The 13,338-nt window shown below is 52.1% G+C and carries 11 protein-coding genes and 1 pseudogene; 11 read left to right on the plus strand and 1 reads right to left on the minus strand.

Annotated elements, in window-relative coordinates; genetic code table 11:
* The first annotated feature begins 176 nt into the window (after positions 1-176).
* The 8 genes and pseudogenes from accB (at position 177) to fis (ending at position 7,189) form a co-directional block, all read left to right on the plus strand.
* Entirely contained in the window at positions 177-650 is a 474-nt protein-coding gene (gene accB / locus ABLU88_RS24670; RefSeq protein WP_004125844.1) for an acetyl-CoA carboxylase biotin carboxyl carrier protein, read from the plus strand.
* A 10-nt stretch (positions 651-660) separates the two neighbouring features.
* Positions 661-2,010, plus strand: coding sequence for an acetyl-CoA carboxylase biotin carboxylase subunit (gene accC / locus ABLU88_RS24675; RefSeq protein ID WP_004125846.1), 1,350 nt, complete (start codon positions 661-663; stop codon positions 2,008-2,010).
* Between the two features lie 110 nt (positions 2,011-2,120).
* Positions 2,121-2,363, plus strand: coding sequence for a YhdT family protein (locus ABLU88_RS24680; RefSeq protein WP_004125848.1), 243 nt, complete (start codon positions 2,121-2,123; stop codon positions 2,361-2,363).
* On the plus strand, positions 2,353-3,804 hold the full coding sequence (gene panF / locus ABLU88_RS24685; RefSeq protein WP_032751512.1) for a sodium/pantothenate symporter: 1,452 nt from the start codon (positions 2,353-2,355) through the stop codon (positions 3,802-3,804). Before ABLU88_RS24680 ends, panF begins: the two co-directional genes overlap by 11 nt.
* Before the next feature lie 11 nt (positions 3,805-3,815).
* Entirely contained in the window at positions 3,816-4,697 is an 882-nt protein-coding gene (prmA, locus tag ABLU88_RS24690; RefSeq protein ID WP_046878630.1) for a 50S ribosomal protein L11 methyltransferase, read from the plus strand.
* Between the two features lie 136 nt (positions 4,698-4,833).
* Positions 4,834-5,574, plus strand: a complete 741-nt coding sequence (locus ABLU88_RS24695; RefSeq protein ID WP_004854712.1) for a carbonic anhydrase family protein — start codon at positions 4,834-4,836, stop codon at positions 5,572-5,574.
* Between the two features lie 328 nt (positions 5,575-5,902).
* Positions 5,903-6,911, plus strand: a pseudogene (dusB, locus tag ABLU88_RS24700) (tRNA dihydrouridine synthase DusB).
* Entirely contained in the window at positions 6,893-7,189 is a 297-nt protein-coding gene (gene fis / locus ABLU88_RS24705; protein ID WP_000462905.1) for a DNA-binding transcriptional regulator Fis, read from the plus strand. The pseudogene dusB and the gene fis overlap by 19 nt, the downstream one beginning before the upstream one ends.
* 73 nt (positions 7,190-7,262) lie before the next feature.
* Here fis and envR read toward each other — a convergent pair whose 3' ends face one another.
* Entirely contained in the window at positions 7,263-7,904 is a 642-nt protein-coding gene (gene envR, locus ABLU88_RS24710) for an acrEF/envCD operon transcriptional regulator (protein ID WP_004854718.1), read from the minus strand.
* A gap of 378 nt (positions 7,905-8,282) precedes the next feature.
* On the opposite strand from envR, the gene ABLU88_RS24715 reads away from it, so the two are divergent.
* From ABLU88_RS24715 to ABLU88_RS24725, 3 genes are all read left to right on the plus strand, one after another.
* Positions 8,283-9,422 (plus strand): efflux RND transporter periplasmic adaptor subunit, encoded by a 1,140-nt coding sequence (locus ABLU88_RS24715; RefSeq protein ID WP_348838304.1) that lies wholly within the window; start codon positions 8,283-8,285, stop codon positions 9,420-9,422.
* A 13-nt stretch (positions 9,423-9,435) separates the two neighbouring features.
* Entirely contained in the window at positions 9,436-12,546 is a 3,111-nt protein-coding gene (locus ABLU88_RS24720) for an efflux RND transporter permease subunit (protein ID WP_348838306.1), read from the plus strand.
* 268 nt (positions 12,547-12,814) lie between these two features.
* Positions 12,815-13,036 carry a hypothetical protein gene (locus tag ABLU88_RS24725; RefSeq protein WP_025108494.1) on the plus strand — a complete coding sequence of 74 codons (222 nt, stop codon included), beginning with the start codon at positions 12,815-12,817 and terminating at the stop codon, positions 13,034-13,036.
* The last annotated feature ends 302 nt before the right edge of the window (positions 13,037-13,338 follow it).

The following is a 13,338-nucleotide window of genomic DNA, read 5'->3' on the forward strand; positions in this document are numbered from 1 at the left end:
GAAGATAGCCGCATATTGGCCGATAAGTTTCGTTTTTTGCTTTCGAGCATCGGAGGCTTAACCTGTCGGCTTCTGAAGAAGCGCGGCGTCTTGCAACAGCAGTAATTCATATGCTTTACAGACGGTGCTAACACGCCTGTCACAATCACACTAAACAAAGAGTACGGAACCCACTCATGGATATTCGTAAGATTAAAAAACTGATCGAGCTGGTTGAAGAATCAGGCATCTCCGAACTGGAAATTTCTGAAGGCGAAGAGTCTGTACGCATCAGCCGTGCCGCGCCAAACGCAGGTTTCCCGGTGATGCAACAGGCTTACGCCGCACCGATGATGCAGCAACAGCCAGCGCTGTCTAACGCAGTCGCCTCTGCGGCAACGCCAGCAATGGAAGCCCCTGCGGCAGCGGAAATCAGTGGCCACATCGTACGTTCCCCAATGGTTGGTACTTTCTACCGCACCCCGAGCCCGGACGCGAAAGCCTTCATCGAAATCGGTCAGAAAGTTAACGCGGGCGATACCCTGTGCATCGTTGAAGCCATGAAAATGATGAACCAGATCGAAGCCGATAAATCCGGCGTGGTGAAAGCCATTCTGGTCGAAAGTGGTCAACCGGTAGAATTTGACGAGCCACTGGTCGTCATCGAATAACGAGGCGAACATGCTGGATAAAATTGTTATCGCCAACCGCGGCGAGATTGCATTGCGTATCCTGCGTGCCTGTAAAGAACTGGGCATCAAGACCGTTGCTGTGCACTCAACGGCGGATCGCGATTTAAAACACGTATTGTTAGCGGATGAGACGGTCTGTATCGGCCCGGCTCCGTCCGTAAAAAGCTACCTCAATATCCCGGCGATTATCAGCGCTGCTGAAATCACCGGCGCGGTGGCTATTCACCCGGGTTACGGATTTTTGTCCGAAAACGCAAACTTCGCTGAGCAGGTTGAGCGTTCCGGCTTTATCTTTATCGGCCCGAAAGCTGACACAATCCGCCTGATGGGCGACAAAGTGTCTGCGATCACCGCGATGAAGAAAGCGGGCGTTCCGACCGTACCGGGCTCTGATGGCCCGCTGGGCGAAGATATGGACGTTAACCGCGCCCATGCAAAACGCATTGGCTACCCGGTGATTATCAAAGCCTCCGGCGGCGGCGGCGGTCGCGGTATGCGCGTTGTGCGCAGCGATGCTGAGCTGGCGCAATCCATCTCCATGACCAAAGCGGAAGCCAAAGCCGCGTTTAACAACGACATGGTGTATATGGAGAAATACCTGGAGAATCCTCGTCACATCGAGATCCAGGTACTGGCTGACGGTCAGGGTAACGCTATCTATCTGGCTGAGCGCGACTGCTCCATGCAGCGTCGTCACCAGAAAGTGGTCGAAGAGGCGCCAGCGCCGGGCATTACGCCGGAACTGCGTCGCTATATCGGCGAGCGTTGCTCCAAAGCGTGCGTCGATATCGGCTATCGCGGCGCGGGTACTTTTGAGTTCCTGTTCGAAAACGGCGAGTTCTATTTCATCGAAATGAACACCCGTATTCAGGTTGAACACCCGGTAACCGAAATGATCACCGGCGTCGACCTGATTAAAGAGCAGCTGCGCATCGCAGCCGGCCAGCCGCTGTCCATCAAGCAGGAAGAAGTTGTGGTTAAAGGCCATGCGGTGGAATGCCGTATCAACGCCGAAGACCCGAACACCTTCCTGCCGAGCCCGGGTAAAATTACCCGCTTCCACGCGCCGGGCGGTTTTGGCGTGCGCTGGGAGTCTCATATCTACGCGGGCTACACCGTGCCTCCGTACTATGACTCAATGATCGGTAAGCTGATCTGCTATGGCGAAAACCGTGATGTCGCGATTGCCCGCATGAAAAATGCGCTGCAGGAGCTGATTATCGATGGCATCAAAACCAACGTTGATCTGCAGATTCGCATCATGAACGACGAGCATTTCCAGAATGGTGGCACCAATATCCACTATCTGGAGAAAAAACTCGGATTGCAGGAGAAGTAATTCTGCCATCGCTGCAAAAGGCCGGATAATCCGGCCTTTTTTCTTTTTCTCTCCTCTCCTCTTTTCCATGCGGTACAATCCCCGCTTTCTTTATCCTCAAGGGACAAAAAATGGACAAACGCTTTGTTCAGGCCCATAAAGAGGCGCGCTGGGCGCTGTGGCTAACCCTTCTCTATCTTGCGGCCTGGCTGGCTGCCGCCTATCTGCCGGGCGTCGGTATTGGCCTAACCGGCCTGCCGCACTGGTTCGAAATGGCCTGCCTGCTGGTACCGCTGGTGTTTATTCTGCTGTGCTGGGCGATGGTAAAAGTTATCTATCGCGATATTCCTCTGGAGGATGACGATGCAGCTTGAAGTCATACTGCCGCTTATCGCCTACCTGCTGGTGGTGTTTGCTCTCTCCATCTATGCAATGCGTAAGCGCGCAACGGGTTCCTTCCTGAACGAATATTTTCTCGGCAGCCGCTCGATGGGCGGCATTGTATTAGCCATGACGCTTACCGCTACCTATATCAGCGCCAGTTCGTTTATAGGCGGCCCCGGCGCGGCCTATAAATATGGCCTCGGCTGGGTGCTTCTGGCGATGATCCAACTTCCGGCGATCTGGCTTTCTTTGGGGATTTTGGGTAAGAAATTCGCCATTCTGGCGCGCCGCTATAATGCCGTAACCCTGAACGATATGCTCTTTGCCCGCTACCAAAGCCGTCTGCTGGTCTGGCTCGCGAGCCTGAGCCTTCTGGTGGCGTTTGTCGGGGCAATGACGGTGCAGTTCATCGGCGGGGCGCGGTTGCTGGAAACCGCAGCGGGTATTCCCTACGAAACCGGTCTGCTGATTTTTGGCGTGAGTATCGCGCTCTATACCGCGTTCGGCGGTTTTCGTGCCAGCGTCCTCAACGACACGCTCCAGGGAATGGTGATGCTGGTCGGCACTATCGTCCTGCTGGTTGGCGTCGTTCATGCGGCGGGCGGGCTACATAATGCGGTAGAAACCCTGCAAACCATCGATCCTAAGCTGGTTTCCCCGCAGGGGGCTGATGACATTCTTTCCCCCACCTTTATGACCTCCTTCTGGGTGCTGGTCTGCTTCGGGGTGATTGGCCTCCCGCACACCGCCGTTCGCTGCATCTCCTATAAAGACAGCAAAGCGGTGCACCGGGGAATTATCATTGGCACCATCGTGGTGGCGATCCTGATGTTTGGGATGCATCTTGCGGGTGCGTTAGGCCGGGCGGTGATCCCGGATCTGACGGTGCCGGATCTGGTCATCCCGACGCTCATGGTGAAAGTCTTGCCGCCCTTTGCCGCCGGGATCTTCCTCGCCGCGCCGATGGCCGCCATTATGTCGACGATCAACGCCCAGCTGCTGCAAAGTTCCGCTACGATCATTAAAGATCTGTATCTGAATCTGCGCCCCGAGCAGATAACAAATGAAGCCCGGTTGAAGCGGATGTCGGCAACGATCACCTTGCTGCTGGGCGCTTTACTGCTGCTGGCAGCCTGGCGTCCGCCTGAGATGATTATCTGGCTCAACCTGCTGGCGTTCGGCGGCCTGGAGGCCGTGTTCTTATGGCCGCTGGTGCTGGGCCTGTACTGGGAACGCGCGAACGCGAAAGGGGCGTTGAGCGCGATGATCGTCGGCGGCGTACTCTATGCCATACTCGCCACTTTTAATCTGCAGTACCTGGGCTTCCATCCGATAGTGCCCGCGTTGCTGTTAAGCTTATTGGCTTTCCTGGTCGGAAACCGGTTCGGTACCTCCGCCCCGCAAGCCGCCGTATTGACTACTGATAAATAAAGAGTTTTGCCATGCCATGGATCCAACTGAAACTGAACACTACCGGCGCGAACGCGGAAGAGCTGAGCGATGCGTTAATGGAAGCGGGTTCCGTTTCCATTACTTTCCAGGATACGCACGACACGCCGGTATTCGAACCTCTGCCGGGCGAAACCCGTCTGTGGGGCGATACTGACGTTATCGGCCTGTTTGACGCCGAGACCGATATGAAAGAAGTGATTGCGATGCTGGAGCAGAATCCGCTGCTGGGCGCCGGTTTCGTGCATAAAATCGAACAACTGGAAGACAAGGACTGGGAGCGCGAATGGATGGATAACTTCCACCCTATGTGCTTCGGTAAACGCCTGTGGATCTGCCCGAGCTGGCGCGATGTGCCGGATGAAAACGCCGTTAACGTGATGCTCGACCCGGGCCTGGCGTTTGGTACCGGTACACATCCCACCACGGCAATGTGCCTGCAGTGGCTGGATGGCCTCGATCTCGCGGGCAAAACGATTATCGATTTTGGCTGCGGCTCAGGCATTCTGGCCATTGCGGCATTAAAGCTGGGCGCCGCGAAAGCTATCGGTATTGATATCGACCCGCAGGCCATTCAGGCCAGCCGCGATAATGCCGAGCGTAACGGGGTTTCTGAACGCCTGGAACTCTATCTGCCTAAAGATCAGCCAGAGGCGATGAAAGCCGATGTGGTGGTCGCAAACATTCTGGCAGGCCCATTACGCGAACTGGCTCCGCTTATCAGCGTGCTGCCGGTTACAGGCGGTCTGCTGGGGCTTTCCGGCATCCTTGCCAGCCAGGCGGAAAGCGTTTGTGAAGCGTACGCCGATCTCTTTAGCCTCGATCCCGTCGTGGAGAAAGAGGAGTGGTGCCGGATCACCGGTTATAAAAAGTAATCTCCCTGTGGCCTCATCGCAGGCCACCGCTTTTCGCGTTTTCTGTACAAAATCATTCGCTCAATGAGAATAAGATGATGCGGTAACGTATTGTAGTTACCAATAAAATCATAAATTTATTCATTGGACGAATGATATGAAAACAACTTTAGGCAAGGCGGCATTACTGGCGTTAAGCATGATGCCCGTGACGGTTTTCGCTTCCCACTGGAGCTATGAAGGCGAAGGTTCGCCGGAACACTGGGGGGCGCTCAATGAGGAGTACAAAACCTGTCAAAATGGCATGAATCAATCCCCTATCAACATCGATACCACGTTTAAGACACACCTTTCACCGCTGGATACGCACTACATCGATGGCCCCATTACGCTCATCAACAATGGTCACACTATCCAGGCGGGGTTAAAGACCACAACAGCGGATACCGTTACGATTGACGGTACGCCATTTACCCTTCAGCAGTTCCATTTTCATGCCCCGAGCGAAAACACCGTTCACGGTAAGCACTATGCGATGGAGATGCATCTGGTACATAAAAGCGCTCAAGGCGCCGTTGCCGTCGTGGCGGTGATGTTCGACCAGGGCGCGGAAAATAGCGAACTGAACAAACTGTGGGCCACCATGCCCGAGAAAGCCGATCAGACGGCTAAAATCGTCACCCAAATGGATCTCAACGCCCTTCTTCCCGCAGACAAGACATACTGGCGTTTCAGCGGCTCCCTGACCACGCCGCCTTGCTCCGAGGGGGTAACCTGGATTGTGCTTAAACATCCCCTGACACTTTCATCAGCGCAGCTGGCAAAATTTAGCCACGCTATGCATCACGATAACAATCGTCCGATACAGCCGCTGAATGGTCGCGTGGTCATAGAATAAACATCAGCTGTGCTTCACGATCATGTTCTGAAATGAGAGCCAACTCACATAAAGCCAAGGTAATTTGCTGATTTCTTCAGCAGATTATCTTGCCCGTTCCCTGTGCCGGGAAGAAAAAATGAGAAGTTAGACAAAATTATATGTGTAGATAAATTCATCACATGTTTTTAATGCAATGATTTATATAGCTAATTATTCATGCACACTGACCTGCAAGGCGATTCTTTGATCCACCGCAGAGGATTGCTCAAAGTTTGGCCTTTCATCTCGTGCAAAAAATGCGTAATATACGCCGCCTTGCAGTCACAGTATGGTCATTTCTTAACTCATGCGCATCGGACACTACCAGCTCAGGAATCGACTCATCGCAGCGCCTATGGCTGGCATTACTGACAGGCCATTCCGCACGTTGTGTTACGAGATGGGAGCAGGATTGACCGTATCCGAGATGATGTCCTCCAACCCGCAGGTTTGGGAGAGCGACAAGTCACGCTTACGGATGGTGCACGTTGATGAGCCCGGTATTCGTACCGTGCAAATCGCCGGTAGCGTACCGGAAGAGATGGCTGCAGCCGCCCGTATTAACGTGGAAAGCGGCGCCCAAATTATTGATATCAATATGGGATGCCCGGCTAAAAAAGTGAATCGAAAGCTTGCAGGTTCAGCCCTCTTGCAGTACCCCGAGCAGGTGAAGTCTATCCTGACGGCGGTCGTCAAAGCAGTGGACGTTCCCGTAACTCTCAAGATTCGCACCGGTTGGGAACCGGAACACCGTAACTGTGTAGAAATTGCCCAACTGGCTGAAGAATGTGGCATTCAGGCTCTGACTATTCACGGACGCACGCGCGCCTGTTTGTTTAACGGAGATGCTGAGTACGACAGTATTCGGGCAGTTAAGCAGAAAGTTTCCATTCCGGTTATCGCGAATGGTGACATTACTGACCCGCTTAAAGCCAGAGCTGTGCTCGACTATACGGGGGCAGATGCCCTTATGATAGGCCGTGCAGCTCAGGGAAGACCCTGGATCTTTCGGGAAATCCAGCACTATCTGGACACTGGAGAGCTGCTGCCGCCGCTGCCGTTGGCAGAGGTTAAGCGCTTGCTTTGTGCACACGTTCGGGAACTGCATGGCTTTTATGGCCAGGCAAAAGGGTACCGAATCGCACGCAAACACGTATCCTGGTATCTGCAGGAACACGCTCCAGATGACCAGTTTCGGCGCACATTCAACGCCATAGAAGATTCCAGCGAACAGCTGGAGGCGTTGGAGGCATACTTCGAAAATTTTGCGTAATAGAAATAAAGAGCTGACAGAACTATGTTCGAACAACGCGTAAATTCTGACGTACTGACCGTTTCTACCGTTAACTCTCAGGATCAGGTAACTCAAAAGCCCCTGCGTGACTCGGTTAAACAGGCACTGAAGAACTATTTTGCTCAACTGAACGGTCAGGATGTTAATGACCTGTATGAGCTGGTACTGGCTGAAGTAGAACAGCCCCTGTTGGACATGGTGATGCAATACACCCGCGGTAACCAGACCCGTGCTGCTCTGATGATGGGCATCAACCGTGGTACTCTGCGTAAAAAATTGAAAAAATACGGCATGAACTGATACTAATCAGTTAAATGTTTGATATAAAAGGCGCTCTTCGGCATGGGGAAGCGCCTTTTTTATTACATGAATTTTAATGGCTGGCTATCGTCTGCCGCCCATTAGCCCCGCAAAGGATTGACATAATATTATCAACCAGGGCGGGTGCCTGGCGATACAGATCGAATTGCCCGGGCTCCACCAGCCAGTTTTTAATAATACCGGTAAATGCGCTGTGTAATACAATTAATGAAATTTCAACATTGGTTTCCGCTGGCAATAATCCGTTACGAATACAGAGCTGCAAAATGCTGCGAATAATCGGATAGCTAAAACCAATTCTCTTGCGAATCTCAGCTTCCGGCATCATGTCGCTGGAAAACTCACACTTCTGATACAGAATTTGCATTAAGGCACGTTGACGGGGATTATTGGCGATATATTGTAAGCCAATAATAAATTTCTCTCGTAGCGTGCTGAGCGGATCCTGATCGTCTTTAAGGTTAAATTCATGCTGAAGCAGGTCGCGTAGCGGCAGCTGCTGTTGCCACATTTCATTAAATAGCTCAGCTTTGCTTGCAAAGTGCCAGTACACCGCTCCGCGCGTCACGCCAGCAGCATCAGCGATATCGGCTAAGGTCGTGCTGGTCACGCCACGTAAGGCAAACTGCTGAATGGCAGACTCAATCAGAAGCTGCCGCGTCTTTAACGCATCTTCTTTCGTTCTTCTGGGCATACGGTGCTCCACTCAACGCCAGATTGAGAGTGTGGGGAAATCGCTGGATACCTATAAACCTAACATCTGACAATCAATATTGTTTAGCAAAAATACAGATGAGTTAAATCTCAAACGCTCTCCAATAAATACACCGCAAGAATAATTAAGATAAATATATTCATATATTAAATATCAATGTAAGCAAATTTTAATTTAAGTTCATTCTAAAAACATTATTCCTGATATTTTGTTTTTACGTGCCTTGCTGATGGCTAAAAAATAACTATGTCTTACATCCATCGTTTTTTATTTGTAGGATAACAAACCGCATTTTAATTCATTATTTCTTGCACAGATTCGTGGCCATGCCTGGCTCATAATCTATAAGGAACAGCAATGACACCTCATGTCAGGGTTACACTTTTATCCAGCCTTATCATCCCGGCCATCCTGCTCAGCGGTTGCGATAATTCAGGCGATCGGCAACCGCATGCGCAGATACCTCAGGTCTCCGTTTATGTCGTACACAGCGCGCCGCTGTCCGTCACCACGGAGCTACCTGGCCGCACATCTGCCTACCGCGTCGCGGAAGTCCGCCCGCAGGTCAGCGGGATTATCCTGCACCGTAACTTTGTCGAAGGTAGCGATGTCACCGCTGGACAGTCTCTTTATCAAATCGATCCGGCGACCTATCAGGCGGCTTACAACAGCACAAAAGGTGATGAAGCGAAAGCAGAAGCCGCGGCGGCTATCGCCCACTTAACGGTAAAACGCTACGCGCCTCTTCTCGGCACAAAATATATCAGCCAGCAAGAATACGATCAGGCGGTGGCGACCGCGCGCCAGGCCGATGCCGATGTTATTGCCGCAAAGGCAGCCGTGGAAAGCGCGCGTATTAACCTGGCGTACACAAAAGTGACGTCGCCAATCAGCGGCCGCATCGGCAAATCCAGCGTGACCGAAGGTGCCCTGGTGACAAATGGTCAGGCTGACGCGATGGCGACGGTACAGCAGCTCGATCCCATTTATGTGGATGTCACTGAATCCAGTAATGATTTCATGCGCCTGAAACAGGAAAGCCTGCAGCACGGCAGTGGCACCAAAAGCGTGCAGTTGATTATGGAAAACGGAAAACCTTATGCGCTTCAGGGCACGCTGCAGTTCTCTGACGTCACGGTAGATGAGAGCACCGGCTCTATTACGCTTCGCGCCATCTTCCCCAACCCACAGCACGCTCTGCTGCCAGGGATGTTTGTTCGCGCCCGTATTGATGAGGGCGTTTCACCGGATGCAATTCTCGTTCCTCAGCAGGGAGTCACCCGAACGCCGCGCGGCGATGCCAGCGTGATGCTCGTTAATGATAAAAACCAGGTGGAAACGCGAGCCGTCACAGCCTCACAGGCGATTGGCGATAAGTGGTTAATCACGAGCGGTCTGAAAGCCGGTGAAAAGGTTATCGTCAGCGGTCTGCAGAAAGTACGTCCCGGCGTCACCGTGAAGGCCGAAGAGGATACCGCGACGTCCGTCGCGCAATAAGGTACGAATCCCTATGTCTAAGTTTTTTATCCATCGACCGGTCTTCGCCTGGGTGCTGGCGATCATCATGATGATTGCCGGTGGCCTCGCAATTATGCAGCTACCGATTGCACAATACCCGACTATCGCGCCGCCAGCGGTGGCCATCTCCGCAACCTATCCAGGTGCGGACGCACAAACCGTTCAGGATACGGTGACTCAGGTTATCGAACAGAACATGAACGGTATCGATAATCTGATGTACATGTCCTCAACCAGCGATTCCGCAGGCGGCGTTACCATCACCCTGACCTTTAAATCAGGTACGGATCCGGATATTGCGCAAGTTCAGGTGCAGAATAAACTGCAGCTGGCGACGCCGCTTCTTCCTCAGGAAGTACAGCAGCAGGGGATTAGCGTAGAGAAATCAAGCAGTAGTTTCCTGATGGTTGCCGGATTCATCTCCGATAACACGAGCACCACTCAGGATGATATATCCGACTACGTTGCATCGAACGTCAAAGATACCATCAGCCGCCTTAACGGCGTCGGCGATGTACAGCTCTTCGGCGCGCAGTATGCCATGCGCGTCTGGCTGGACGGTAATCTCCTGAATAAGTACAACCTCACGCCTGTCGACGTCATTAACCAACTGCAGGTACAGAACGATCAGATTGCAGCAGGCCAGCTTGGCGGTACGCCGGCCCTTAAAGGCCAGCAGCTAAATGCATCCATTATTGCTCAGACGCGACTGAAGGATCCGGCAGAGTTTGGCAAAGTGACTTTGCGCGTGAACGCGGATGGCTCAGTGGTGCACCTGAAAGATGTGGCACGTATTGAGCTGGGAGGTGAAAACTACAACGTTGTCGCAAAAATCAATGGAAAACCGGCTTCAGGACTGGGAATTAAGCTCGCTACCGGCGCCAATGCCATCGATACCGCCGCCGCGATTAAAGCGAAGCTTGCCGAACTGCAGCCGTACTTCCCGCAGGGGATGAAGGTCGTCTATCCCTACGACACTACGCCGTTTGTGAAAATCTCTATTCATGAGGTTGTGAAGACGCTGTTTGAAGCGATTATCCTCGTCTTCCTGGTGATGTATCTGTTCTTACAGAATATCCGGGCCACGCTGATCCCCACCATTGCGGTTCCGGTCGTCCTGCTCGGGACCTTTGCCGTACTGGCGATGTTCGGTTACTCCATCAATACGCTAACGATGTTTGGCATGGTGCTGGCAATAGGCCTTCTGGTCGACGATGCTATCGTGGTGGTGGAAAACGTCGAACGCGTCATGGTAGAAGAGAAGCTTCCCCCCAAAGAAGCGACGGAAAAATCAATGTCGCAAATTCAGGGGGCGCTGGTCGGCATTGCCATGGTGCTATCGGCAGTGTTTGTCCCGATGGCCTTCTTTGGCGGCTCTACGGGGGCGATCTATCGGCAATTTTCTATCACCATCGTCTCCGCCATGGCGCTGTCCGTCCTGGTCGCGCTGATCCTGACCCCCGCGCTTTGTGCCACATTACTGAAACCTGCATCAGCCGATCATCATGAGAAAAAAGGATTTTTTGGCTGGTTTAATGCGAAATTCGATCGTAGCGTGAACCACTACACTAACAGCGTCAGCGGGATCCTGCGCTGTACCGGACGCTACCTGATCATCTATTTGCTGATCGTTGTGGGTATGGCCGTCCTGTTTATGCGCCTGCCCACCTCCTTCTTGCCGGATGAGGATCAGGGGGTATTTATGACCATGATCCAGCTTCCTTCAGGCGCAACGCAGGAACGCACGCAAAAGGTTCTTGATACGGTTACCGATTACTATCTGCATAAAGAGAAGGCGAATGTTGAAAGCGTCTTTACCGTTAACGGCTTTAGCTTTAGCGGTCAGGGTCAAAACTCCGGTATGGCGTTTGTCAGCCTGAAGCCATGGGAAGAACGCAGTGGCGCAGAGAATGGCGTTGAGGCAATCATCAAACGTGCGACCGTTGCCTTCAGTCAGATTAAAGATGCTATGGTCTTTCCTTTCAATCTGCCGGCAATTATCGAACTGGGTACGGCGACCGGTTTTGACTTTGAGCTTATCGATCAGGGTAACCTTGGCCATAGCGCGTTAACCCTGGCCCGTAATCAACTTCTGGGTATGGTGAGAGAGCATCCCGACCAGCTGGTACGCGTTCGCCCCAACGGGCTCGAAGACACGCCGCAATTTAAGCTGGATGTTGATCAGGAGAAAGCTCAGGCTCTGGGGATTTCGCTATCCGATATCAATGAAACCATTTCCGCGGCGCTAGGGGGTTACTACGTCAACGACTTTATTGACCATGGACGAGTGAAAAAAGTCTACGTTCAGGCCGATGCAAAATTCCGTATGCTGCCGAGCGATATCAATAATATGTACGTCCGCAGCGCGAATGGCGAAATGGTTCCGTTCTCCGCCTTTGTCACCTCACGCTGGGTTTATGGTTCACCGCGCCTGGAGCGCTATAATGGCTTACCCTCTATGGAAGTTTTGGGTGAAGCTGCTCCGGGGAAAAGTACCGGCGATGCGATGATTTTAATGGAGCAGTTAGCCAGCAAGCTTCCTGCCGGTATTGGTTACGACTGGACGGGAATGTCCTATCAAGAACGTTTATCCGGTAACCAGGCGCCCGCGCTCTACGCCATTTCGCTTATTGTTGTCTTTCTGTGTCTTGCGGCGCTTTATGAAAGTTGGTCTATTCCCTTCTCCGTCATGCTCGTCGTTCCATTAGGGGTAGTTGGTGCATTACTGGCGGCGTCGTTACGCGGGCTTAATAATGACGTTTATTTCCAGGTGGGCTTATTAACAACTATCGGCCTCTCTGCGAAAAACGCGATTCTTATCGTGGAGTTTGCGAAAGACCTGATGGATAAAGAAGGCAAAGGAATTATCGAAGCCACACTTGAAGCATCGCGTATGCGTTTACGCCCTATCCTGATGACTTCGCTGGCCTTTATCCTCGGGGTTCTGCCTCTGGTTATTAGCCATGGAGCCGGCAGCGGCGCCCAAAACGCGGTCGGTACCGGCGTTATGGGCGGAATGCTGACGGCAACATTACTGGCGATCTTCTTTGTTCCTGTCTTCTTCGTCGTGGTAAGACGCCGCTTTACGAAACACGCAGAGTAAATATGTTTTTCTAAAGGCACCTTTCAGGTGCCTTTTTTTCGTCTGCGTTTCGATAACTATCCTGATGATATTAAATATATTTATTGCCGCGGTACCCAATACACATTATTTCCCCATAGTTCTCTGGTTTTCTTCATGATATTTACGTTACTCATAAATTGAGATTATTTACTCTAGCGGCACCCCATATTGCTGATGATAAAATAAACCGTTCCGCGCAGGTACGGGTTCTCCAATACAGCGAAGCGGATTATTTAGAGGTAATATCATGACTAAAGTTATTCTAGTGGCATTGCTGGCAACGCTACTCGCCGGCTGTGCACATGACTCTCCGTGTGTACCGGTCTATGATTCTGAAGGCAGATTAGTGCACACCAATACCTGTATGAAAGGAACGACCCAGGATAACTGGGAAACCGCCGGCGCGATTGCCGGGGGCGCAGCTGCCGTTGCTGGCCTGACGCTCGGCATCGTGGCGTTGACTCGTTAATTCCTTTCTTTTCTCTGCCATGACAGGTGCCGGAGCGAGCTCCGGCAGCGCTTTTCCCGAAGGTAAGCTCCACAATGCTTAAACTGCAATACCGGCAGCTGAAGCTCGGGAAACGATCCTTTAGATAAGATCAAATGGGCAAATTGTCATTGCCAGGTCTGGTATAAATGGATATTTTCGCAGCAGCACAAACGCAAAAAGCCCATCCGTCAGGATGGGCTTTTCACTTATTTGATGCCTGGCAATGCCCTACTCTCACATGGGGAGACCCCACACTACCATCGGCGCTACGGCGTTTCACT

Origin of the sequence: Klebsiella sp. GW_Kp182, assembly GCF_040062275.1 — a bacterium.
GTDB lineage: Bacteria > Pseudomonadota > Gammaproteobacteria > Enterobacterales > Enterobacteriaceae > Klebsiella > Klebsiella michiganensis.